This is a genomic window from Citrobacter sp. TBCP-5362 (genome assembly GCF_005406305.1).
GTDB lineage: Bacteria > Pseudomonadota > Gammaproteobacteria > Enterobacterales > Enterobacteriaceae > Citrobacter_B > Citrobacter_B koseri.
In genome coordinates this window covers 3537731-3560555 of record NZ_CP040234.1, presented here as the reverse complement: position 1 = coordinate 3560555, position 22825 = coordinate 3537731, and the positions used below count along the sequence as shown (strand labels likewise).

Annotated in this window: 23 protein-coding genes; 5 read left to right on the top strand and 18 right to left on the bottom strand. The window is 49.6% G+C overall.

The window, feature by feature from the left end:
• Positions 1-171 precede the first annotated feature (171 nt).
• On the top strand, positions 172-1104 hold the full coding sequence (locus FD428_RS16995) for a LysR substrate-binding domain-containing protein (protein ID WP_047458702.1): 933 nt from the start codon (positions 172-174) through the stop codon (positions 1102-1104).
• Between the two features lie 52 nt (positions 1105-1156).
• On the opposite strand, the gene FD428_RS16990 is transcribed toward FD428_RS16995, so the two are convergent.
• The 16 genes from FD428_RS16990 to FD428_RS16915 form a co-directional block, all read right to left on the bottom strand.
• The gene (locus FD428_RS16990; RefSeq protein WP_114847663.1) at positions 1157-1963 is read right to left on the bottom strand and encodes a phosphate/phosphite/phosphonate ABC transporter substrate-binding protein; all 807 of its coding nucleotides are present in this window, start codon (positions 1961-1963) and stop codon (positions 1157-1159) included.
• Complete coding sequence (locus FD428_RS16985; protein WP_110494633.1) at positions 1960-2964, bottom strand: ornithine cyclodeaminase family protein; 1005 nt, start codon at positions 2962-2964, stop codon at positions 1960-1962. Before FD428_RS16985 ends, FD428_RS16990 begins: the two co-directional genes overlap by 4 nt.
• The gene (locus tag FD428_RS16980) at positions 2961-3932 is read right to left on the bottom strand and encodes an ABC transporter ATP-binding protein (RefSeq protein ID WP_114847664.1); all 972 of its coding nucleotides are present in this window, start codon (positions 3930-3932) and stop codon (positions 2961-2963) included. The genes FD428_RS16985 and FD428_RS16980 overlap by 4 nt, the downstream gene beginning before the upstream one ends.
• Positions 3933-3943: 11 nt before the next feature.
• Positions 3944-4576, bottom strand: a complete 633-nt coding sequence (locus FD428_RS16975) for an ABC transporter permease (protein WP_114847665.1) — start codon at positions 4574-4576, stop codon at positions 3944-3946.
• Complete coding sequence (locus FD428_RS16970) at positions 4573-5196, bottom strand: ABC transporter permease (protein ID WP_012133746.1); 624 nt, start codon at positions 5194-5196, stop codon at positions 4573-4575. Before FD428_RS16970 ends, FD428_RS16975 begins: the two co-directional genes overlap by 4 nt.
• A complete protein-coding gene (gene hutH, locus FD428_RS16965) occupies positions 5196-6740 on the bottom strand; it encodes a histidine ammonia-lyase (RefSeq protein WP_114847666.1) in 1545 nt (514 codons plus the stop codon). The genes FD428_RS16970 and hutH overlap by 1 nt, the downstream gene beginning before the upstream one ends.
• A gap of 9 nt (positions 6741-6749) precedes the next feature.
• Positions 6750-7631 carry a glycine betaine ABC transporter substrate-binding protein gene (locus tag FD428_RS16960; protein WP_047458689.1) on the bottom strand — a complete coding sequence of 294 codons (882 nt, stop codon included), beginning with the start codon at positions 7629-7631 and terminating at the stop codon, positions 6750-6752.
• A gap of 366 nt (positions 7632-7997) precedes the next feature.
• The gene (locus FD428_RS16955; RefSeq protein WP_114847667.1) at positions 7998-8501 is read right to left on the bottom strand and encodes a DUF1543 domain-containing protein; all 504 of its coding nucleotides are present in this window, start codon (positions 8499-8501) and stop codon (positions 7998-8000) included.
• Positions 8502-8642: 141 nt separating this feature from the next.
• Positions 8643-9230: a LuxR C-terminal-related transcriptional regulator gene (locus tag FD428_RS16950; RefSeq protein ID WP_114847668.1), complete on the bottom strand. Its 588-nt coding sequence runs from the start codon at positions 9228-9230 to the stop codon at positions 8643-8645.
• A gap of 45 nt (positions 9231-9275) precedes the next feature.
• Positions 9276-9941, bottom strand: a complete 666-nt coding sequence (locus FD428_RS16945) for an EAL domain-containing protein (RefSeq protein WP_112002441.1) — start codon at positions 9939-9941, stop codon at positions 9276-9278.
• Positions 9942-9993: 52 nt separating this feature from the next.
• A complete protein-coding gene (locus FD428_RS16940) occupies positions 9994-10776 on the bottom strand; it encodes a hypothetical protein (protein ID WP_123907353.1) in 783 nt (260 codons plus the stop codon).
• Positions 10777-11093: 317 nt separating this feature from the next.
• Positions 11094-12185, bottom strand: a complete 1092-nt coding sequence (locus FD428_RS16935; protein ID WP_058668655.1) for a fimbrial protein — start codon at positions 12183-12185, stop codon at positions 11094-11096.
• Positions 12186-12200: 15 nt separating this feature from the next.
• Positions 12201-14639 (bottom strand): fimbria/pilus outer membrane usher protein, encoded by a 2439-nt coding sequence (locus FD428_RS16930; protein ID WP_114847669.1) that lies wholly within the window; start codon positions 14637-14639, stop codon positions 12201-12203.
• Positions 14640-14670: 31 nt separating this feature from the next.
• Positions 14671-15369, bottom strand: a complete 699-nt coding sequence (locus FD428_RS16925; RefSeq protein WP_114847670.1) for a molecular chaperone — start codon at positions 15367-15369, stop codon at positions 14671-14673.
• A gap of 181 nt (positions 15370-15550) precedes the next feature.
• Positions 15551-16129: a fimbrial protein gene (locus tag FD428_RS16920; RefSeq protein ID WP_024130637.1), complete on the bottom strand. Its 579-nt coding sequence runs from the start codon at positions 16127-16129 to the stop codon at positions 15551-15553.
• A 773-nt stretch (positions 16130-16902) separates the two neighbouring features.
• Positions 16903-17286: a nuclear transport factor 2 family protein gene (locus FD428_RS16915; protein ID WP_223849122.1), complete on the bottom strand. Its 384-nt coding sequence runs from the start codon at positions 17284-17286 to the stop codon at positions 16903-16905.
• A gap of 106 nt (positions 17287-17392) precedes the next feature.
• Here FD428_RS16915 and FD428_RS16910 point away from each other — a divergent pair, with 106 nt between their 5' ends.
• The gene (locus tag FD428_RS16910) at positions 17393-18148 is read left to right on the top strand and encodes an AraC family transcriptional regulator (protein WP_114847672.1); all 756 of its coding nucleotides are present in this window, start codon (positions 17393-17395) and stop codon (positions 18146-18148) included.
• Positions 18149-18839: 691 nt separating this feature from the next.
• Positions 18840-19388 (top strand): copper-binding periplasmic metallochaperone CueP, encoded by a 549-nt coding sequence (cueP, locus tag FD428_RS16905; protein ID WP_114847673.1) that lies wholly within the window; start codon positions 18840-18842, stop codon positions 19386-19388.
• A 115-nt stretch (positions 19389-19503) separates the two neighbouring features.
• Here the strand turns inward: cueP and FD428_RS16900 are convergent, their stop codons facing one another.
• Positions 19504-20034, bottom strand: coding sequence for a hypothetical protein (locus tag FD428_RS16900; protein WP_012133729.1), 531 nt, complete (start codon positions 20032-20034; stop codon positions 19504-19506).
• A 311-nt stretch (positions 20035-20345) separates the two neighbouring features.
• Here FD428_RS16900 and FD428_RS16895 point away from each other — a divergent pair, with 311 nt between their 5' ends.
• Both FD428_RS16895 and FD428_RS16890 read left to right on the top strand, forming a co-directional pair.
• Positions 20346-20690 (top strand): anti-adapter protein IraM, encoded by a 345-nt coding sequence (locus FD428_RS16895; protein ID WP_047458657.1) that lies wholly within the window; start codon positions 20346-20348, stop codon positions 20688-20690.
• 232 nt (positions 20691-20922) lie between these two features.
• Entirely contained in the window at positions 20923-22383 is a 1461-nt protein-coding gene (locus tag FD428_RS16890; protein ID WP_160117728.1) for an EAL domain-containing protein, read from the top strand.
• A gap of 126 nt (positions 22384-22509) precedes the next feature.
• On the opposite strand, the gene FD428_RS16885 is transcribed toward FD428_RS16890, so the two are convergent.
• On the bottom strand, positions 22510-22767 hold the full coding sequence (locus FD428_RS16885) for a hypothetical protein (RefSeq protein WP_024130634.1): 258 nt from the start codon (positions 22765-22767) through the stop codon (positions 22510-22512).
• Between the last annotated feature and the right edge of the window lie 58 nt (positions 22768-22825).

Below are 22825 nucleotides of genomic sequence, written 5' to 3'. Positions count from 1 at the left end.
CGTTTGTACCCGACAAATTGCTCTTTCAGTGGGTACCATCCAATAATTGAATAAAATTGTAAAATACACATATATTATTTCTTATGATAAACAGATATTTTTATATCTTAATGATTAATATGATTATTTTATTAATCACAAAACAAGCTTATAGCCTAAAGAAATCAATATATGAATAAAACAGAACAATTGACGACATTGCCCTCCTTTGCGGAGAGTCGCCTTGCCAACGATCCTCCGTTGCGGGCGGTGCGCGCCTTTGAAGCCATTGCCCGGTTAGGAAGCGTGACGCAAGCCGCGAGGGAACTGGCGATTTCGCCATCTGCGGTTAGCCATCAGCTCAAATTACTTGAGGGATATCTGCAAATCGCGCTCACCGAACGGCATGGGCGACGACTGGCGCTGAGCCAGCAAGGGCGTGAATATTATCGTTCGATCCGTGCGGCGTTTAACGTTTTGCGTCAGGCGACGGAGCATCTGGTGGAGCAGGAGCAGACCCGGCAGGTAACGATTAGCCTGATTCCGCTTTTTGGGATGGGCTGGTTTATTCCTCGCCTGCCGATGTTTATGCGCGCGAATCCGCATACCGAGATTAACGTGGTGTATGCCAATCACCGCAACTATCTGAGTGACGCTTCAGACATGTCGATCCGCTTCGGCAATGGCAACTGGGCGGGATACCAGAGTGAAAAACTGATTTCCGGGCGTATGGTGCCAGTATGCAGCCAGGCGTTTTTGCGACTGCATGGTCATATTGATACCCCGGAGCAACTGATGCAGATGCCGCTGCTGCATGATGAAGAACGAACCACCTGGCATCAATGGTTTATTCAGCAGGGCGTGAAGCGTTCCCCGCCGCGCAGCGGCCCCTTGTTTGAGGACGGTCTGCTGACGCTGGCGGGTGTACAGGCAGGACTGGGATGCGCCCTGATGCGCGAACCCCTCATTATGCCGTACCTGGACAAAGGCGAGTTGGTGAAGATTTTCGATCTGCCAATAGATGACGGGCGCGACTACTATTTGTGCGTCCGCCAGGATAGTGAAATGACGCAGGATGGCAAGCTATTACAGAACTGGTTAAGGCGCGAAGCGGCTACCGTATAACGATGTCACCGCATATGAAGCGAATAAGGGGCGACATAATGAAATGCCGTTTTCAGCGCAGCGTTGCATAGCCTCTGGAAAACGCAATTTCTTCCCGGTCGCAGACGACTTGCCAGGCGTCTGCTGACGGGGTGATAAATCCCCGCAGCCCCAGAGGCCGTAATAGCGTGGCGTCGCGTTCTGTATTCAGCGTCAGCAGCGCCGTTTGCAGCGCCGCAATGGCCTGTGGATTAACGGTATCGCTTGCCACCAGTAAAGGCATCGGTGCGGGAACGCTGCGCGTCAGTATGCGCACATGGCGCGTTAGTTCCGGCTCATACCGGCACAGAAGCGACCAGGCATAGCTGTCCAACGGGCCGACATCCGCTTCGCCCGCCGCCAGCGCTTCCACCACGCGTCGCGGGGTGATTAGCGGCCCGACAAGCGTGCGATAGAGCGTCTTTCGCGTCTCGTTAATGTATGCCGACAGATGATAGCGTACCGCGTTATAGCCGGAGTGCGACTCCGGGTTGGTATACGCCAGCCGCCCGCCGAACGTCTCTTCCAGACATCTGGCGGTAGACGATGTCGGCACCATAAATAGGGTGCGGTAGTGCCCTGGAATCCCTTCCCTGGCGGCCTCTTCCGTAATCGGCGCGGCCACCGGGCGTACCGGAAAGCGCCGCTGCGCGAAGGGCCAGCCGCACATGAATACCGCCAGCAGATCGGAACGAGCCCATAGCCCCTCCAGCCTGGCCGGGGCCGGGTAGTCAACAATCTCTGCCGTCAGCCCGGCGCGGCGCACGGCTTCGGGCAGGAGTCTTTTCCACCCCTCCGCCGCAGCCGGAGTTACCGAGTACATTCTTGCGTTAACAATCATCGGTAACGTAGCTCCTGACCAATACCCAGCGCATGCGCTTTCTTCAGCATCGTATGCCCCAGCGCAATATCGCTTAGCGACAGCCCCCGGTGCCAGAAGAGGATGGTTTCATCATCATTTTCACGGCCTGGCTTCGTGCCCGCGACAATGTCGCCCAGCTCGGCATGCAGGGTATGCTCACTTAATTTTCCCGCTTCTACGTGGGCTCGCAGTGAACCAAACATGCCGCCTTTGCACTGCCCCCAGTCGTCCACCACCAGCTTATCCATCATATCGGTGAGCGACAGTTCCACGGCGCTCATGGTGCCGTAGGGCACAACAAAGGCGCCGGGCTTTATCCATTCTGTTTTTAACAGCGGCGTAGGCGCATTAAGACGCGAGGCTTCGACCACAATATCCGCGCCGCGCACGCAGCTTTCCCAGTCATCGGTAACGATGATTTTTTTGCCGAGATCCTGCTCCAGACGGCGGGCAAATGCGGTACGGCTTTCCGGGCGACGCGAATGAATGCGGATTTCATCAAAATCATAAATGCTGTTGAGCAGGCGAACGTTCCACCAGGCGGTTCCCCGCGCGCCGATATGCCCCAGCACTTTACTGTTGCGGCGGGCAAGGTGGCGTGCGCCCAGCGCGGTAAGCGCGCCGGTGCGCATATCGGTGATTGCCGACGCGTCCAGAATGGCGACCGGCATTCCGGTGCGCGGATCGAACAGGTTCAGTAGCGCCATTTCCGAGGGTAGCCCGAGCGTATAGTTATTGACGTAATCGCCGACGATTTTTACCCCGGCGAGTCCCAGCGGTTCGATATAACCGCGCAGCACGTTAAAGTGGCCGTTAAACGCTTTATCGGGAATTAAATGCATGCGCGGTTCAATGACTGTTTTTTTCTCTCCCTGTGCCCGCAGCCCGTCCTCCACCGCCGTGAGGATTTCTGTATCCGTGAGCTTCAGTTGGTCAACGTCGGGGCCGTTTAGCCAGGTTAAATGGATGGGTTGAGTCATAGATTTCTCTCACTGGTAGCATGGTTCGCATCGGGTCGTACGTGGGTGAAAAGCCGCTGGCGAGTTAATACGCCAACGGGCGCGCCGCATTTGGTGACGGTGATGCTGTCGGCGCGCCGGGAAAGCATCAGCGCCAGCGCGTCTTTCAGAGTAGCGTTGACGTCAAGCCGTTGTGGGTGGTCAGCGCTTAGAGACGTTTCCATCGCCTGGGCTACCGGGGTAATAGCAAGAAGTTTCAGCGCCGCATCGCTACCGACAAAAGCCGCGACGAACTCATCCGCCGGGGCCGAGAGCACTTCAGCGGGCGGGGCATACTGGCACAGGCGTCCTTCGCGCATAATGGCGATGCGATCACCCATTTTGATGGCCTCATCAAGATCGTGAGTGACGATAATCACCGTCTTTTTCACGCGTTGCAGAATCTGCTTAAACTCGGTCTGTAATCGCCCGCGAACCAGCGGATCGATGGCGCCGAACGGTTCATCCATCAGCATGACCGGCGGGTCCGCCGCCAGTGCGCGGGCAACGCCGACCCGTTGCCGCTGACCACCGGAAAGCGCGGCAGGAAATCGGCTGGCGTATTGCCGGGCATCCAGCCCGACCAGTTCCAGTAATGTTTCCACTCGCGCCTGAATACGCGAGGCGCTCCAGCCCAGCAGGCGCGGCACCGTGGCGATGTTGTCGGCGACGGTCATATGCGGGAACAGTCCGACGTTCTGAATAACATAGCCGATATGTCGACGCAGCATCACCGGATCTTCCGTTGCGACGTCGCGCCCATTTACCCGGACACGCCCGGAAGTGGGTTGTTCCAGCCGGTTGATTAAGCGCATGGTGGTGGTTTTACCGCAGCCGGAAGGGCCAATCAGGGCCGTGGTGGTTCCCTCTTCAAACGTCATGGAGAGATCGTCAAGCGCTTTACGCGGCGAACCAGGATAAGTTTTGCTAATATTTTCCAGTGTAATCATTGTATTAGCCCTTACGTCGGCTGAGAATACAGGCGCTCAAGCAGGGCGAAAAGCGCTTCGATAGCCACAGCGAGCAGAATAATCGGCACCGCGCCGACCAGCAGGCGCGACATGTCCATGATGGCAATGCCGGTGGTGACAAAATCCCCCAGACCGCCGCCACCGATAAATGACGCCAGAGCCGCGCCGCCGACAACCTGTACGGCGGCGGTACGGCAGCCGGCGAGAATGCCGGGAGCCGCCAGTGGCAGTACGATTTTGCCTGTGACCTGCCAGGGCGTGAGCCCCATGCCGTGCGCCGCTGAGAGCGTATCCGGGTTCACGGACTGAATGCTGGTGCAGGTGTTGAGCAAAATCGGCGGCACGGCCAGCACCACCAGCGCGACGACTGAAGGCAGCAGGCCAATACCGAGAAACGGCATGACCGCCGCAAGGATCGCCAGACTTGGGATCGTCCGCAGCGTGCTGGCGCCGCTGGTGATGATAAAAGCGAGGCGAGGGATGTTCGCGATCAGCACACCCGTCGGGATAGCAATAATCAGGGCGATGCTGAGCGCCAGCCCGCACATCATCAGATGCTGCCACACTGCCTGCCAGAACAGCGGCTGGTTATCCAGCACCCATAGCCATGCCTGGATTATCATTGGTCTCTCCCCTGTAAAACGCGCCGCTGTAGCCGGACAAAAAACAGATCCGCGCCGATCGCCAGCAGCGACGTCAGGCCGCCGCCGATAAATATTTTCTCTGGATAGCGCTGATCCAGCCCGGCGAGAATAATCGCGCCAAGTCCACCGGCGTTGATATATGCCGCGACCGTAGCGATGCCGATAAGCGTGGTGGTGGCAATGCGCAGTCCGGTGATGATGAACGGTAGCGCCAGCGGCAGTTCCACTTCGCGCAGATTGCGCCAGGCGCCATATCCCATTCCGCGCGCCGCTTCGCGGACGTCCAGCGGAATGGCATGAAAACCGGTGGCAATATTGCGGGTCAGGATCATCAGCGCATAGGCTGTCAGCCCGACAATCGCCGGGAGCATTCCGATGCCGAGCCACGGGATGAGCAGTGCGAATAGCGCCAGCCCTGGAATGGAAAAAATCATGCCGGTGACCGCCATCACCAGCGCATACAGTCGCGGGCGGCGGGCGGTGGTAATGCCGAGAAACAGTGAAATGGCGAACGCCATCAGCATTGCGGCGCCGACCAGTACCAGATGCTGCCAGAGCGCCAGCAGAATGTCGTCATAGTGTCGCGTCGCCCAGCGCATCAGGAGGTCTCCAGCAATACGGCCTGGCCTGCAAGCCATTCCGGCTGCATTATTGCGTCGGCCAGAACGGAAATATCGCCAGCGCTGGCGCGATCTTCATCCAGCGGCGCCACCCGAGCGCGAATCTTGTCGTGTAATGCCGTTGCATAGCGTCCTGGCCGTGGCGACGCCTGAAGATCCAGCGCCTGCGCGGCGACCAACAGTTCAATGGCCACCAGATAGCGCAGGCTTTCCAGTAGTCGTGTGGTTTTGGCGACCACCCCCATTGCCTGCGAGGCGTAATCTTCAATCCGATCGGCTACCGGCATCGTCAGCGGGGAGAGCGGCTGGGCATGATGGGCGATATCGCTGACCAGCGCGGAAACCGTTTTTTGCAGCGTGGCGAAGCCTGTCTGCCCAGCGTGGCGGGTGAGAAAACGCGGCAGGCCGCTGGCGGCGGGTGACATCAGTTTCATGATGCGTTCGCCGCTGCATGCGGCATGGCGGGCGAGAGCCAGCCCGAGGCTTTCCAGCGCCAGCGCCAGATGCGTGGCATCAAAATTGGCATTTGCCAGAACCTGTTCAGACTCAGCCAGCAGGCCGGGATTGTCGTCGGCGCTGTTGAGTTCCAGTTCCACCACCGCGCGGGCATTCAACCAGGCATGGCAAACGCAGGCCAGCACCGGCGCGACGCAGCGGAAGCTGAGCGGGTCCTGCAACGAACGCGCGCTGCCGGGCTGGAGTAGCGAGCTGCCTTCCAGCAGTGCCAGCAGATACGCGGCGGTCTTAGCCTGTTGCGGTGCGGGGCGCATCCGCGCCGCCCAGGGCGTCAGCGGCGAGATATTAGCGCGAAACGCTTCAAACGAGAGCACGATAGCGCCCGCGTGGGCGTTCATAAGCCGGGCGGCGTCGTGCAGCAGCAGCGCGGCGAGGCCGACGCTGGCGGCGTTAGACGACACCAGCGCCAGCCCGTCTTTTCCACGCAGCGGCGCAGGCGTCAGACCCGTCTGGTTCAGCAGTGCGGAGACTGGCGCCACCGTACCCTGAAATTCCGCTTCGCCATCGCCGATGAGCGCGCGTCCGATATGCGCCAGCGGCGCGAGATCCGCTTCGCCGATAGATCCGATAAGCGGAACGCGCGGATGGATGCCTTCGTTGATAAAGGCCAGCAGCATCTGCGCCACGGGCAGAGAAATACCCGATGCGCCCTGCACGAAACCCGCAAGACGCGCCAGCATGATCGCGCGAACCTGTGCGGGCGTTGCCTGCTGGCCGACGCCGACCGCCCGCGCCAGCGGGATTCGTCGCTGAATCGCCTGTAGCAGATCCTCATCGTGACGGTCATTTTGCGTGTGCAGCAGCGTCGTATCGACATTAGCGCCAAGCCCGGTGGTGACGCCATAGATATGTTTTCCGGCGCTGATGCTATGCAGCAGAAAATCAAAGGACGCGCTGATGGCCTGCTGCGCCTGCGCCCCCAGCGCGACAGTCTGGCCGCAATCAGCGACAGCTCGCACGTCATCAAGCGTGAGCGGCGCGTCGCCCAGAAAAAGTGTCGTTGTCACGGTCGTACCCTATTTAATTACGCCTTTTGCGCGCAAAAAGTCTTCCGCCACATCGCGCGGTTCTTCTTTATTCTTTTCCACTTCCGCATTCAGTTTTTGCATCGTGGCGTTATCAAGCAACTGGCTGATGTTATTTAAAATGTCGCGAACCTGGGGATGTGCCTGTAGCGCGGCATCGCGCACGACCGGCGCAACTTCGTAGGGAGGAAAGAGGTGTTTATCGTCTTCCAGTGCGACATACTGGTTTTCCGCGATTTGCCAGTCGGTTGCGAAGCCGTTTGCGACGTCTATTTGCCCGGCAGCAAGGGCGTCGTAGCGCAGGCCGACTTTGGCAAACTGGCGGAAGGCTTTAAATTTAATGCCGTAGGTCTGCTCCAGCCCTTTCAGGCCGTCCTGGCGGTCGCCAAACTCCGCACCTGCGCCGATGGTCAGTTCCGGCGCGGCTTTGGCGAGATCGGAGAGCGTTTTCAGGTGGTATTTCTCTGCGGTTTGTTTGCTCACCAGCAGTGCATAGCCGTTGTTCACGCGGGCTGGTTGCAGCCAGGTGAGATGATATTGCTGCTGGTAGGCGTCACTGACCTGCTTAAACACCTGTGCGGCATCGGAGGAGGGTTTTCCTTTGACCACTGCGCTGAGCGCCGTACCGGTATATTCCGGGTACATATCAATTTCGCCTTTCAGCAGCGCAGCGTGGGCGATTAGCGTCCCGCCCAGGTTTGTTTTGCGTTCAACGGAAAGACCGGATTGCTCCAGTGCCTGGGCATAGATTTCCGCCAGAATATATTGTTCGGTAAAGTTTTTGCTGCCCACAACGAAATCCGCTGCCTGCGCCTGCGCTGCGAACAACCCCAGCGCCAGCCAGGAGGCTGCCAGTTTGTTTTTTATGCTCATCCCCGTTTCCCCGCAAAGAAATGCATGAATTTACTTGTATATACAAACCAGCGAAGCTAGCAGCATATTGACGGCGCATGAAATAGGGATTCGTTCTTTCTTATAACGAAACTTTAAATGTTTACTATTTGGCTGACTTCTCCATGATGTGCCGTTTATTGATGCTGATTACAATATGGATAATGGGTTCGAACGTGTGAAACCGTAAATTTCAGGGAAGGGAGTTGTATTATGGAAAGGAGTAAAGCCATTTTTTGGTAATGGCTTAGTCAATGGGGAATACCCGCTTACCCCGCTAAATGATGAAGGGTAAAGGCCCGATTGCCGCAGAATGTATACGCAGGCCGGAGAGCAGGCTCCTGAATGTTATTCACCTATCGGTTGATAACCCTGCCATTCTGGTTGGTCACGACGTCCTGTCGGGCTGGGTGTCAGATGAATAAATAGCCCGCCTACCTTTTCAAGTAACAGGCAATCATCGACATCCTTCAGATTGTCTTTATGTTGCTGTTCAACGCCGCAGAGCAACGTTTGTAGTGCATTCTTTCTGGCCTGTTGTGCGTCTTGCGCGACAAAAAGATCAAATTCATGTAATTCAGCTAACGTATCAGGCCGGTATCCACCAACGTTAACAAAAAATAACCTGTTCGCCGTTGGGGAGGGTTCAGGAGAGAGTGTGACAGAATAGCCATTCACCCACGTAATACGGCTGTAACCATCAATGTGAATCTTATCCTTGTCACCAAACCATGCTTCTCTTAGCGCAGGCCAGGCGTCTTGTGGCTCGTTGGCTGCGACAAACTGAATATCGTGTACTTCGATATTGGATTTACCGGCATTTCCACCGATATAAAACATATACAGGTTCATGGAAACTCTCTTTTAGCATTGATGTCGCTATGCATTTGACTACATAACGATTGTGGTCGCAACCTGATAAACAATATCGGGAGTCTGGGTATCCCCGGTATCAAAGCGTACCAGCATCGCCAGACAAGTTTCAGACGGGGCTCAGTGCCGTTGAATGGTCTTAACAGCGGAGAGCGCCGGGTGGATACATAAGTAATTTTGGCTGCTCAGTAATCCCATCTTTTTTAATGCCGACCTCTTGTAGTAAGAGACCGTTTTTTCAGAGATGTTTATTGCGCTGTACATTCGTTTCACATTCCCGGCGCGGACTAACTCACTGAGAATAAAAAACTCTTTGTCAGTGATGGTGTTACTTTCCGTATTTTTTCTATTTGAAATAGCTATCAGAATATCGTTTAATTCTGATAATGTTTTGTTTTTATTGAAGTAATATACACCGTACTGGCAAAAGAAATGGCGACGGGAATGCAGGCCTGACGGTGATATGCACAGCGTAACCTTACTAAAGAAAAAGGTTATTAACCTGTCGAGTAAACCCGGCTCTCTGACGGAGAGCAACACAACGGTATCTTTTGATAGCGAAAAAGAGGTGGTTAGCGTGAAACGTTCAAACTCGCCAGCATCGCTTAAAAAAATGCTCTCGATACGCGTACCTGACTCTTTCATCCCTTTCGATATACCCGTCAGATAATAGATGTCATCAGACACTATCACTATTTTCGACTTCATTTGAATCCCTTTTTTATATTTGAAATATGCTGGTTTCCTTAATATTTAAATCGTTATTACGAATGATTCTCGCTCATCAACGGGCCAGAGAAATCCCTGGGCATAATGTACGTCGCTCTCCGAAATAAAGCGGTGCTGGTATTCATTTTCAACGCCTTCCACCAGAACATGATCCGTCAGATATTCCACCTGCTTTACCAGCGTTGTCATTGCTGGGGTATCCTGTTCAGCGGATATTCTCCAGAGTTCATGTTTATCAATTTTAATCCCATCAAAGCGAAAGGGGAGTTGCGCAATTAACGGAATATGCCTGACATAGAGATCGTCCAGCCAAAGTTGAGTATTAAAAGCGCGCATTAGGGTCAGAATTGCATCAATATGTGGCACAAGTCGCGGAAAATAAGACTCGCTTTGCTGGCAATCAATTTCAATGACCTTTGGGCCGGGTAACATGGCAAGAATCGATCTGAGCCACACCAGATTCATAAGCAATGGAATCGTAATATTCAAAAATAAAATGCCATTGCGATCGTGCTGATTTGCTACTCCCGTGCATATCTGTTCCTGAACAATATGTGACAGGAGTTCTGGCGAAACAGAGCGGAAAAATAGTTCTGGATCTGCCCCTTCCGGCTGGCAGAGCACCTCACCGCCAATCCGTCTACCGGTCTGGACATGAATGATAGGTTCGATACGGCACATGAGTTTCATAATAATGGCATATCCTTTTTAATTATAAACGGTGCATCGGGCTTTTCTGGGATTAATTAAATCGGTCGCGATAAGATATGCTTGCACTTTTTAGTGGATTACTGTTTATCGCTTTCAGCATTTTTATGTGTTCATTTTTAGTGCTTAGATGCAGCTTTTTATTGATCTTTTTGATGTAGTAAAAAAGCGTGTGATAGCGTTTATTTATTATTTTTGCGATGTCATGGGTAGGCGTGCTGTGGGCCAGTTCGGTCAGAACGGTCCATTCAATGTCGTCAAAAGAATCCGGCTGTTCTATTTCAGCCATGAGATCGTTAATGTACTGGCTGTAAAAAGCCTCATCCAGCCAGCAGGCATGAACGGCATGATTAAGCTCGGACATGGGTTCATACTTAGAAACGATATTGATATAATGAAAACTTCGCAAAACCTGAAGCAGGTAACTGTTACGCGTAAAAGTAAACACCGTTAAGCGAATGCCAGGATAGTTTATCTGCATATCATAAATGAAATTAAGCGCCTCCAGCGCACTCTCCTCCAGCGTAAAAACTTCCATGACGACATTATCAATAATATGGTTTTCTATTTTGTATTTTGCTTCTCTGAATGTCGGGCTGGTGTGTAATACCAAAGGGTTGATCAGATGTTTGCAAAGAAAATTAATCATATAGTTATCGGTATCAATAATTAACGTTGAATGGAGCGGCTGCGTAACGCTATTTAATGACTTGACAGAGTTTTCTATCATGACTAAATCAAATCTTGCAGTGGAAGGATTACAGGGGGAGTCCTCACTGCTGAGATAAAGAAATTGATCGTTCTGTAGTGTACGCATTATATTTTTCGATCCGCATATCGTTTACAATAATGACAAGATGTAAAATTTAACTGTAACTATTTATAAAATAAGAAAATAATAGTGATGCTATTAAAACACACCATGATAAGGCGTTGATATACACTTCATCCTTCAGGCTGCCTCTTTGTTGGCTGCGCTCATTCACCCCAGTCACGTACTACGTGTACGCTCCTGGGGGCTCATTCACTTGCCGCCTTGATGCCTCTCGAATGATTTTGTGTATAAATATCTTTCTTTTTTTGTTGAGGCTTCTGATTATTTCAGTAGATGACTATTCTGTTTCTCGCCTTTTATCATGGGTAAATGATGTTTACTTTCGCCGTGGTTTGTATTCTGCCTTCCGTCGGTTTTGCACCATAGATGTAATAATATGCTCTCAGTGGAATATCAAAATTGCTTCCCCACTGCGCAATCTTATAGAGTTCATACTCGCTGGTAATATTACCTGCGGTAAGCTCTGTCTGGCTGATGGCAATTTTTTTACTGGTATCGGCACGCATAATTCGCACCCCAATATTCCTTGCCGTTCCCTGGGTGTTTTTCAGGGTGTATTTATCCGTATCGACGCTGGCGCTACTGAGATAAAACTGAATGGTGCGTGTACTCATGCCTTCTAACAGGTCGCTGCATTCGGCATGCAGAGTGAAGTTTTCATAAAACTGCGCTTCCTTTCCTGCGGATATCAGGCTGGTAAGATCGGTTTCCGGTAGCGTGACCGTCGTATCCGGGATGCTACAGGTGCTGACATGAGGACGATAATTGATCGTGATATTCTGGTAGAACAGGCGTTTCTCTTCGTCAGAACCGATAAGGCCTAATATCCATTTAATGAATTCAGCTAAATTAACGCCGGGAAACCAGAAATCGATACCTGAAGCATCAACAACGGATATAGCGTGAGCAAGAGTAATACTGGTTGCGTCCGGGCCAACGTTATAGACATAGGCCGGGTTGGCGCCGCTCGGTACGCTTTTGAGTAACTTAGCCTTATAGGTATAGACCACGTTATTCAGCGAAGTACCGGGAATATGACTTTCTCCAGAGCGACTATAGTCTTTTTTCGTGGGTACAATATTGCCGATGGTGAATTGCAATACATAGTTACCATAATTGATATAGGCCGTGCTGTTGGCCATTTCAGAGATAATGGCAACACGGTTAACATAACCAATCCATTCGCCACTACAGCTAAACGTACCGGATGACAGCGACAGGTTCTGCGAACCTGTGGTTTCGCTGCTGAGGGAAAGTGAATCCAGGTTGAGCACCAGATTGCTCTCTTTTTGCGCGCCGGAATCGCTTTTACAGGAGGCCTGTACGCCATAGCTTATCGATCCCAGTAGCCAGGCAAGAATTAACGTTATTGTACGGATAGTGATTTTCATCCTCTGCTCCTGCCATTAGCGGCAAATATTTATCTGACCATCGTGGGTCGGCTGGCTAATAACACAGCTTTGGCGGCCGTCACTGCTGGTTTTGATATGTAAACGTGACGGGAGCTGTTCCGTTTTCAGGTACAACATTCCTCCCTGGGCGACATATCCGACGCTGGCGCCAGCATCGTCAAAAATTTCGGTGCCGAAGGGGAGAGGGCGCCCGTTAACGGCCCGTGCTGGCAACATGAACTGCCGCCGTTGGTCGGTATCGAAGCGCACATAGGTGACGGAACCCGCATAAGGCACCACTTCCTGGATATTGCCTTTCAGCTCAACGCCTTCCTTCATATGGGTGGTATCTAACTGGATTCGGTTTTTACGGTACGGGGACAGGTAAGGAACCAACGCTTTCCCGGCGGTATTCGTGGTGCGTGTGCCGTCGCCGCCCAGCGTGGCCCCTTGAGCGCCTGGCGCGTCGATAATTGCGAAGGTATCGCCCAACTGGCTGGACGTCAGCAGGCCGCCCCGATAAGCCACCAGGCTACCGCTGGCTCCCGCGCCGATCTGACGATAGTCTCCTGACTCGCTATAGCTGCCGTTTAAGGTGGTAAACGCAGTGCGATAGCTCAGGCTGCTGCTGGCCGAGTTATTCCCACCGCGACGGTTGCTGCCGCTGACGCTATAGGTCGCCTGATTAAATTCGCCTGCGGTTCCGCTGATCCCCACGTTCGTGTCGGAATAGCCGTCACGATTAAATGTAACGCTGCTGTTGAGGAAAACGGGCCGTTCAAAGAGACTCAGGGGCACCGAGAACGTGAGGTAATAACGTCGTTCTTCGCGCTGATTATCGTTACGCATGCTGCTGGCTGAGAGGGTATAACTTACGGCGCCAACGTGGTTGGAATACCCCAGTTGATACTCTTTTGTTGTGCCATTACCATTCCAGTAGTCCCGCCAGGTTCCTGATAAGTAAAGGGAACCCAGTTCCTCACCCAGAGACTGGCTCAGGTTGATATTAAAGGTGTTTTTCTGGCGCATATATCTGGCATTAGGGCTGTCAGTGTTCTCTTTTTGCCAGTTATGCAAAGCGATTGCATCATTGAAGCTGTAATAGTTTTTCGTGGAATAGCGATACGCCGCCAGCGCAAAGTTCGTCCCGGTGACATTAAAGAAACGGCTAAAGGCGACTTTGTAACTTTGCCCGCGGACTTTTTTATCTGCCGGAATTTGCGTTTGTGACTGTGTGACGTCAAAAGACAGCGCGCCAAACGGGAGATTAAGGCCGCTCCCGAGAAGAAACGCGTTATAGTCTTCGCTGTAAATTACCCCGGTATAACCGGTGATCAGGTTATTGATCCCGTATTGATAGCTGCCCTGGGCAAACTGGGGGCGATAGCGGCTTTCTTCCGTGCGCGCTTCCCCCAGCAACAGACCATATTTCCCAATCCCTTCTTGCAGCATGTTTGGCACCGAAGAAAAGGGGACGATGAAACTGCTGGTGCGCCCGTCTGCTTCAATGACTTCGACATTCAGATCGCCGCCTGAGCCGGTAGGAAGGATATCCGCAATTTCAAATGGGCCAGGCGACACGTTTTTCTGATAAATAACCTGCCCGTTCTGACTAATTTTAACCAGCGCGTTAGACTGTGCGACGCCGCGTACAATCGGGGAAAAGCCCTGCTGAGAATCGGGTAACATGCGCATATCCGTGCCCATGCTGACGCCGCGAAAACGCAAAGAGTCAAAAAGATCGTTGCTGGAATAGCTGTCACCCATGCGGATGATCGATTTAAGCGCAGCGATCCCGCGCTCAACGTAGCGTGTATTGTTTGTCCATGATCCTTCCACGCCCTTGCTTTTGTTATAGCTGGAGCTATCGCGAAATTGCCAGCCAAACGCATTCAGCCCGCTGTTTAACTGGAAATAGGCGTTTTCCTGATTGCGTCCTCCGCCTTTGGCTTCGTTGTAGTTATAGTTGGCATTGTATCCCAGCATCAGCGCCGGAATGCCTTCATCCCAAAAGACGGGATCGACATAACCGCGCAGCGTCTGGCGAATATACGCCTGGGGAATGGTCAGACGTAGCGACATATCGGCCGCATTGACTTTCATACTGCCTCCGTGCAGTAACGTATTCACATCCACTCGCTCGCTGGCGCTGTTTGCGGCAGGGACTATTGAGGGAAGAAGCCCAAGCTGGGCAATATTCTCATGCTGGAAAAACGTTCCTTCATCCGTGATATAAACGGGAAGGCGGCCTTTCCACTCCTCGTTAATAAAAACATCAAACGGGTATTCACCAGGAGGAAGCGCAGAGGCACGATAAAAACGCGACATATCGGCATTTTTAGAGTCACCGGCTAAAAAGTCAGTATTGAAAGCCACGGCATACGCCCGGCTATAAATAGACATCATCGCCAGTATTGGCAATAAACATGCGTATTGACTCTTTTTACCAGCCATTGCCATCCCCATTCATTTGGACATTATTATATTATTTTGTGGTGAATGAATATTTTTGATATGAACCGTAATCATCAACTAACAGAATATCCAAAGCCTGCCCCGATAAAACCGCCCCTGTCGTGGGTATTGTCAGTGTCGACAATGGCGCAATCATTTTAGGTTCGTCAGTAAGAGATTTACCTCGTGAACTCATTGTAGCAATCGATGCGAAATAAGGAGCCCGGTTTGTGGCGACAAGTTGATTACCCTGCGCGCTAAACGATAAATACTTATGTAAATCGCTGGCCGGAATCGTGAGTTCGGTCGGGCGATAAAATAATTTGATGCGTGACTTAATGGCGATTTGCATCGTGTTTTTGCCATCAAGATTTTCCTGTTTTGGCGGAATATCCAGCACATTCAGGTAATAAACGGACTCCCTGTCCTGAGGCAGCGCGTTGGCTGAACCGGTATAGCGAATGCGCAGCTGCTGGCCGCTACCGCCTTCAACTTTCACCACTGGCGGCGTCAGCAAAAAGGGAACCTGAGCGGTTTCTGGCGTAGAGTCTGGATTACCTTCGTCTATCCAGGCCTGAATTAACGCCGGACTGTTGCCACGGTTAATCAGCTGAACCGTTGTTTCTTTTTGTTCTTCAGGATAGATAACCCTGGTATTGCTAATAATAACATTCGCCAGACTGCTAAAGCTGAAGGCAATAAGCGTTAGAAAAATGAGAGAACGTTTCATATTAACCTGAAAAAAGAGAGCCTAATCTAATCAATATACCTGGTCGCGTTTATTTTCTCTCTTCCCTCCTGAATTGCAGGTATAAGAATACCTCACCAGAAGGTGAAAATAATTCGCGAATACAATAAGTCAATAATGACGGATCAGGCTCTTTATTTATATGAGTAAATTAACCCGTTGCTTATAAATACGCGACGGTATAAGTCAGCATGGTGTTAACGGCACCGGTATCGGCAGCGTCTGAACCGACTTTATAGTAGTTCGCATACAGATCGACAGTGGCGCTATCACCTTCAACATTCGTATCAAGGTTAGTATGCAGGTTCAGCGGCGTCTGGCTATTGGCCAGCGTGCTGAGTGCGATACCCACGTTTTTCTTCGTGCCGTCGGTTCTCAACTGTGTGTTGTTCAGATACAGACCATCGTTAGAAATACTGTCTGAACTCAGGATCAGATTCAGGGTATTTTTATTTCCCGCGCCATCGTCCTGCCCCAGGGAAGCAGAAGTACAGCCGGTAAATTCCAGAGTAAATTGTTTACGGTTTTTCTGGATCAGACCTGCGGTAGATGCATCGCTAACGGCGATGGGATCTAATGGAATCGTCAGGTCAGCAGAGTTTCCGCCGTTAATTGTACAGGTTGTATCAGTAACCTGGCCGGTAAAGGTGATAGTACCGCCAGAAGCCTCGGTTGCAGCGCTGACATTAAAGGCTGCGAAGGATGACGCGATAACGAAAGAAGAGATAGCGAGCTTTTTCATTGATATTAACTCCAGTATGTTTGCTCCCGTCCTGGGGACGAACATTTCATGTCACAAAACCGTCCTGGTCTTGCTGTCTACATCCGTAAAATCCCTGAAAACGGAAAAATGGAGCCTGCATCATTATTTCCATCAGGTTAGGTGATGATCCTAATTGATGTAACACAATCTTAAAATATCAGTTTAAGAATTTACTTAAATTAAGTGTATAAGTCTGCTGTTTTGGTTTTTTTTCTTGTTTATCAGCATATGGCACTGATCGTGTAACTGAGATGTAACTTTAAATTTTAAAATTCTTATAAAACGAAAGGCAAAATGGAAAAAATCTGATGCTTACATTCAGTAATATTGATTTACACAATCAGGTAACGACAAAAAAAGAGAATATTTTGCTCGCTAATGTTATATTTATAAAGAAAAGTAGTTAAATGTTCTTTATTTGTTTTGTTTTTGTTTCATTATTCAGGGTGAATTATTTTAATTAATAAGATTTATTAAAATGAAAGTGGGTGAAGAGGATGAGAAAAAGGGATAAAAACGCCCAGGCATGCAATATAAAATGGCGTTTTAATAAAAAGGAGAGCGGAGGGGGATTGCTGCTTATTCTTGCAGGTACGCACTGACGCTAACTAAATAGCGCAATGGCAGGGGAGCAGAGTGTACGGCTTTGCCATATGGGGACTGTTATATACCGCAAACTCCGTATTTTTATAGGCGGGGCTGCGTTCTGTCGTTGCATTCCGGCCTTTATCTGTCCCTTAATTCGCTCCCGATCACCGCAGACTTCCCAGCATTTTATCTTCTTCGGCGCCGCTGATTAACCGGGTTAATTCCTGACAGGCAGCAATACGGCCATTTTCTAATGTGAAACAGGCAAAGACTTCGGTTTGTGCCTGTTCGCCGTTCGTTTTGATGACGGTCACCAGGTGATGGGTCAGAACGTGATTGCCCTGCTGAGCGATGGCCAGAATGTTCACCTTCATGGTACGAGTAACCTGTTTTAGTTTTGCCATGTGTGCGACGAAGTTCTCGTAATCAAGGTCGATGCCATTTACCGTCTGGCGATAATCGGGCGTGAAAAATGATTCGATAGTGTGTTCATCGTGCCCGGGCCGGGAAATAACGGCATCAAGCGCCTGAGCAATGCGTTGCATCATATTTTCCAATGTTCTCTTCCTCATCGTGATTGCGTACAGGGAAGATTACCCTCAGACTGAAGCGGCAAAGTAACCGTAGTAAGACAATAAATACGCTAAATCGGCCATGATGATAGAAAGCATTCAACCTTTACATCACTCCTCTAAGCATACGACTCAGTGGCACCATCACCCTGGCGGGCAGTTGTACTGGATCACGCGTGGCATGGTGATGGTCGAAACGGAACAAGGGCAGTGGGCGTTGACGCCCGGTTCGGTAGGGTGGATTCCGCCGTCGTTACCCCATTGCGCGTGGATGCCGGTGAGTGCATATGGCGCCAGTCTGCACTTCAGCGCGGAATTTTGCGGGGTCTTTCCCTCCTCGCCGTGCGTTCGGGCAGCGTCGCCTTTTTTACTGCTGTTGCTTGAGAAAATTTGTGGGGAGGGAACCATCGGAGAGCCTTCAGAGCGGCTGGCCCACCTGTTGCAGGTTATGGTCGATGAGATTCGCTATGCTGATGCGCTCTCTTCACAATTGATCCTTCCCGACGACAGAAGGGTCAGACAGATTGCGCAAAAAATACTGGCCGACAGGGCCTGTACGCTGAGTCAGGCAGAGCTGGCGAAACAGGTCGGGCTGAGCGTCAGGACGTTGAGCCGCCTTTTTATACAGCAGACGGGATTAACATTCGGTCAGTGGAAGCAAAAAGCGAAAGTCATTTTGTCTCTGGAATATTTACTGCGCGGAGAGCCTGTCAGCCTTGTCGCGCAATTAGCGGGTTATGAGAATGTGAGTGCATTTATTGCCGTGTTCAGGCGTTTTATGGGAATGACACCAGGGCAGTTCTATCTGCGTTTCGGTCATGGTACGAATGTGGTTTAAAAAAAGGTCGCATAAATAGAGTCACTTATGCGACAAGGCACACGGAGTCAGACATCCCTGCCTGTATAATAGAATCTTATGATTTGTTCTTCGTTTTCTCCAGAATGACGCCTTCCAGAAAAATAATTCTGTTTTCCAGCAGATTAATATAATCCTTCATCAGGACATTTTCTTGTCGCAACGTTTTAAAGACATTAATTTTTAAGTTAAGGTCGTGGTCTATTTTATTTCTTCCTGTTTTTTTTATGTTTAACAGTTCCCTTTTCATAAATATTCCTTATGCTTATAAGGTTATGCCTTTATTTCTTATTGCCCATATTTATGCTGTGTAATTATCTTGTCAAGATTATTATTTTTTCTCATTGGATTTAAGATGCAAGGACAATGTACCGGAGAGAATAAATGAGACTCTGGACTCAGGTGTGTTCTGTTTACATTGATGTATTACACTTTTATCAGTGTTGACATGTTATCAGTTAGTTGTTTATATAACATATATTTTACAGTAAAAAGTTCATAATTGTGATATGGTCACTTGAACTCTTTTTTATTGGACTGCATGTCTTTCATTTTTTTGCTTATTTAGCACGCTCATACAGATCTTTTCTAAACTTTACCTGATGTGCGCCTGTCTTCTTCTTCCTGAAAAGACGTATAATTGTGAAACACAATTCGTACAAGGATAATAATTATGCCGAAAATCATTCAGTCTTTATTATTATTTATTGCACTAAGTAATATCTCAATAGCATCGACGCAGGAAACGGCGTTTTTGGCTGAACGCGGGCTGGCGGGAAAATCGGTTGAGCAAATGGTGGATACTATCGATCAAAACCCTCAGGCGCGCCCTTTACCGTATACCGCTTCTGTGACCAGCACGGATCTGAAACTGTCGGCGAATGGCGAAACGTACACCTTTCCGCTGGGTGAGAAATTTTATCTCTCGCTGGCGCCTTATGAATATCAAACCCATCCCTGTTTTAACCACAGTCTTTCAGGTTGCCAGGGAGAAATGCCGGACACCTGGTTTGATGTGAACGTGACAGATCGGAACGGTACGGTGTTGATACATAAGAAAATGAAAAGTTATCAGAATGGCTTTATCGGGTTATGGCTGCCGCGTAACACTGAGGGGATGATTGAAATCAGTCATGAGGGGAAAAAAGCGGCTTATTCGTTTAAAACCGCGAATGACAGTCAGACTTGCCTGACCGACCTGCAATTACGCGCTGCCTCGTAAAGGGATAAACAGCCTGAAGAGATGACTGACGATGTGCTGCATTCTTCGCCAGTCTCTATCTTCAGGGCGATTCCCTTGCCGGTGACTCAGCCCCGCATCGGGTGCGAATCACGTATCATGTAATGGTGACTTCTTTTCGGATTTTGTTTTGAAATTCCGTAGACAGCGATTTAAATTGCGCTCGCTTTTCTGTCAGTGTGGTAATGACTTTATTGCTGCTGGTACATCTGCCGTAGATAAAGTCAAAATAGATAGAGCAGTTTGAAACTTTACACAGCGTATTATAATCATCCTGTAGATGCGGAAAGTAAATAGATATTAATGCTTTTATTTTGGAGTAAAGTTTGCTGTCGCCGCTTATTGTCGGTTGTGTTATCGGCGTTTCTGTGGCGCTTTTACTCTTCACTTTTGTAATGAAAAACTCAATGGTGGATATTCGATACGTATGCCATTCGATTTCCATTGCTAACAGCTCCTCATATTTTTGCAGAATTTTATTATTCTGATCCTCTTTCCTTTTGAGTTCCAGCCCATCCATTATTTTTTGTTCTATTTTAGCTTCGGCTTTCAGAATGAGTATCCATCCTCCAGACAGCGCCAGGATGCAGCCAATTATGATTAAGGAGATAATAAATATTATGTCCATACATCAGACTCCTTCATTTGTTATTTTGCTCAAATTGCCTGAGTACCATTGCGACACAATCCGGCCTGTACTTAAATCTTATGTTGTGTGATTGATATAAATTCTGTTGATATTTTAAAAAATAGATGCAGAGTTAGCTGATATGTTTCATTAAGTCAAATCAGATCGCCTTGTCAATGTGTAAATAAAGTATTTGTTTTCTGTTCAAGCGTAAGGTTTTTGATTTTTCTTATTTCTGTTAGACATGAGGCAGAGTATTAGTAATTCTCTTAGGGCGTTAATGGACGAACATACAACAAAAGGAGTTTGTTATGGAGTGGAGCGTCGAAAATAACCTGGTGTGCCCGACAACGGGAACCGCCTTTGCGCTGACCAGCGGAGCGGAAAATCTTAAGTTCATTCTGTGGTATAAGGGCGATTATTTTTTACGCACAGGTTCCGTTATCTCCCCGGAGGATTCAGGCGTCCTGGCGAACGGGAAAAAAAGAAACATCAAAATCCTGCACGTTTTCCCCTACAGCAATGCGTTATGGGCCTCTTTTCATAACCGAATTGACTGCCCGGGAAATGGCGTTGTTACCATCAATCACTGTGCGCGACAGCAGCGGTGCGTATTCACGCTTTGTCCGTATGGCGCGAGGACTGTCACCGGATAAAATAATTTATGGCGTGACTATTCTGGCATCGCAGAACGTCGTCGTTACATGCAAATTGGGTATCCATCCTTTTTATTGCTGTCATTTAAGACGGGCCGGTTTTGTGTCGCCTGAATACAGAGTGCCCTGAGTAGAAAAGAAGCGACCTGATATGTCTTTAAGGTTTATAACAAAATCAGATAAAAGAATCCTTACAGCTTCTGTCTTTCTGTTTTTTCTGGTATTTGCCAGCGTGCTGTGGCTGGAGTTAACGAGCGTACAGCAAAGTAAGCAGGCGCTGCTGCAATCTGAGGTCAAAAGTCTGGCTTTTGTCGTCGATAAAGTATTAGGCGATGCCCGACTGGCGATTGCGCAGGCGCAACCGTTACTGGGTCAGCCCTGTAATACGACACTGGAAAAAAAGCTCAATATTATCCCCACACGCTACCCGCATCTTCAGTCGCTTAACTTTACGCAGGGCAATACGATTTATTGTTCCTCGCTGCTCTACAACAAAGGGTACACCCTGAGTCCTGCTCTCTCTTTACAGCAGGGCATAAGGGTTGATCGGGTGATCACCTCTCCGCATGATTTCATCATGATGCTTTATGTTTCTTATCCGGCGGGAAGAATATTTGCGGCTTCTGATGTGCGCATTATCGTTGAGCGCATCAAAAATATGGCGTTCAGCGATCGTATTGTTTTACGCATGAACGATAAAATTTTAACCGCCTCTGGCGTTAAACCGGGGAGTTTGCAGGAGTCGCATTTTTCACACTATATAAAAGCGGAAAGTAATAACAAACTTTATACGATTGCCTGGCGAAAAACCGAACTGGGGGATGCGCTGGCCGTGATCGCCCACTCATGGCGCTATATTGCGATGATTATCGCCAGCGCGCTCGTATCATCCATATTGCTCTGGTTACTGTTATCGCATCGGGCATCATTACCTCATCACCTTGCGGTAGCCATCAGAAGAAATGAAATCCAGCCTTACTACCAGCCGATTGTATGCGCCAAAACAAACCGCGTGATTGGCGCGGAAGTTCTGGCCCGCTGGCAACATTGTGAAGCGGGGTCTGTTTCTCCCGATATCTTTATCCCGGTGGCAGAACGTGCCGGGTTGATTGCCGACCTGACGAAAGGATTACTGGATCTGGTGGTCATCGATATTCAACGCTCGGTCACGGTATTTAAACCGGGTTTTAAATTTAACCTGAACATCAGCCATGCTCATCTGGTGAAGGACTCTTTTTATTCATTCATCGGAACGTATTCAGGTGTGTTTCGCGAACAGAACCTGCAACTTGTTTTTGAAATCACCGAGCGTGGAGAGATCGAAGTGAATGATGATATCTCCAATAAAATTGATTATATGAAGATTCATAATGTCGGGCTGTCGCTGGATGACTTTGGCACGGGATTTTCTAACCTGTCTTATATCACTGACCTGCGGCCAGAGAATATTAAAATAGGTCGCATGTTTATTAATCTGATTTCGGAAGGGAAAAATACGCCGCTTGTTGATTGTGTGGTCGAGATGGCACAAAGAATGCGTATTCAAACGACTGCGGAAGGGGTGGAGCATAAGTACCAGGTTGATTATCTTCGATCTAAAAATGTTGATTTCTTCCAGGGCTATTTCTTCTCCCGGCCACTTTCATTCGCGAATTTTATCCGCTTTATCAGAGGTTATCAGGTTGTCACGTAACATACTGATTATAGGAATTATATCCTGAAGGACTCTGCGCGGGGGAGGGGGCGTGATATGAACGATAAGCTATCTCAAGTGCGTGACAGATTACCGCTCATAATAATTATGCTGTATAGCGATGATTCAGACTGGCGTCTCTTTACCTAAATCATACTGAATTAACTGCCATTGCACGGGCGAGCCCTGATAATAAGGCATCATTTCCCCTTTTTTTAGGTTCACTACAGCCGATACCGCGGTGCTGGACAATTGCCAGTAGCCGCTTTGTGGACTGGCCTGCCCGCTGTTACGCGTGATGCCGAGAGGTTTGCGACTGGCATCGTTTTGTGACGAACCTGAGGAGAGTGTCGAAAGCATGTAATTACTACTGTCTATCTTCATAACCTAACAATCCATGAGGAACACATATTGTTATCAAGCGACATTTACCGGCAACAAC

Excerpts from the sequence above, each read along its gene's own strand:
- FD428_RS16930 (WP_114847669.1), bottom strand. The coding sequence starts at position 14,639 with ATGGCTGGTAAAAAGAGTCAATACGCATGTTTATTGCCAATACTGGCG.
- FD428_RS16915 (WP_223849122.1), bottom strand. The coding sequence starts at position 17,286 with ATGATGCAACGCATTGCTCAGGCGCTTGATGCCGTTATTTCCCGGCCC.
- FD428_RS16945 (WP_112002441.1), bottom strand. The coding sequence starts at position 9,941 with ATGAAACTCATGTGCCGTATCGAACCTATCATTCATGTCCAGACCGGT.
- FD428_RS16940 (WP_123907353.1), bottom strand. The coding sequence starts at position 10,776 with ATGCGTACACTACAGAACGATCAATTTCTTTATCTCAGCAGTGAGGAC.
- FD428_RS16960 (WP_047458689.1), bottom strand. The coding sequence starts at position 7,631 with ATGAGCATAAAAAACAAACTGGCAGCCTCCTGGCTGGCGCTGGGGTTG.
- FD428_RS16920 (WP_024130637.1), bottom strand. The coding sequence starts at position 16,129 with ATGAAAAAGCTCGCTATCTCTTCTTTCGTTATCGCGTCATCCTTCGCA.
- FD428_RS16995 (WP_047458702.1), top strand. The coding sequence starts at position 172 with ATGAATAAAACAGAACAATTGACGACATTGCCCTCCTTTGCGGAGAGT.
- FD428_RS16925 (WP_114847670.1), bottom strand. The coding sequence starts at position 15,369 with ATGAAACGTTCTCTCATTTTTCTAACGCTTATTGCCTTCAGCTTTAGC.
- cueP (WP_114847673.1), top strand. The coding sequence starts at position 18,840 with ATGCCGAAAATCATTCAGTCTTTATTATTATTTATTGCACTAAGTAAT.
- FD428_RS16935 (WP_058668655.1), bottom strand. The coding sequence starts at position 12,185 with ATGAAAATCACTATCCGTACAATAACGTTAATTCTTGCCTGGCTACTG.
- FD428_RS16975 (WP_114847665.1), bottom strand. The coding sequence starts at position 4,576 with ATGATAATCCAGGCATGGCTATGGGTGCTGGATAACCAGCCGCTGTTC.
- FD428_RS16885 (WP_024130634.1), bottom strand. The coding sequence starts at position 22,767 with ATGAAGATAGACAGTAGTAATTACATGCTTTCGACACTCTCCTCAGGT.
- FD428_RS16970 (WP_012133746.1), bottom strand. The coding sequence starts at position 5,196 with ATGCGCTGGGCGACGCGACACTATGACGACATTCTGCTGGCGCTCTGG.
- FD428_RS16910 (WP_114847672.1), top strand. The coding sequence starts at position 17,393 with ATGATGATAGAAAGCATTCAACCTTTACATCACTCCTCTAAGCATACG.
- FD428_RS16980 (WP_114847664.1), bottom strand. The coding sequence starts at position 3,932 with ATGATTACACTGGAAAATATTAGCAAAACTTATCCTGGTTCGCCGCGT.
- FD428_RS16950 (WP_114847668.1), bottom strand. The coding sequence starts at position 9,230 with ATGAAGTCGAAAATAGTGATAGTGTCTGATGACATCTATTATCTGACG.
- FD428_RS16990 (WP_114847663.1), bottom strand. The coding sequence starts at position 1,963 with ATGATTGTTAACGCAAGAATGTACTCGGTAACTCCGGCTGCGGCGGAG.
- FD428_RS16985 (WP_110494633.1), bottom strand. The coding sequence starts at position 2,964 with ATGACTCAACCCATCCATTTAACCTGGCTAAACGGCCCCGACGTTGAC.
- FD428_RS16895 (WP_047458657.1), top strand. The coding sequence starts at position 20,346 with ATGGAGTGGAGCGTCGAAAATAACCTGGTGTGCCCGACAACGGGAACC.
- FD428_RS16955 (WP_114847667.1), bottom strand. The coding sequence starts at position 8,501 with ATGAACCTGTATATGTTTTATATCGGTGGAAATGCCGGTAAATCCAAT.
- FD428_RS16900 (WP_012133729.1), bottom strand. The coding sequence starts at position 20,034 with ATGGACATAATATTTATTATCTCCTTAATCATAATTGGCTGCATCCTG.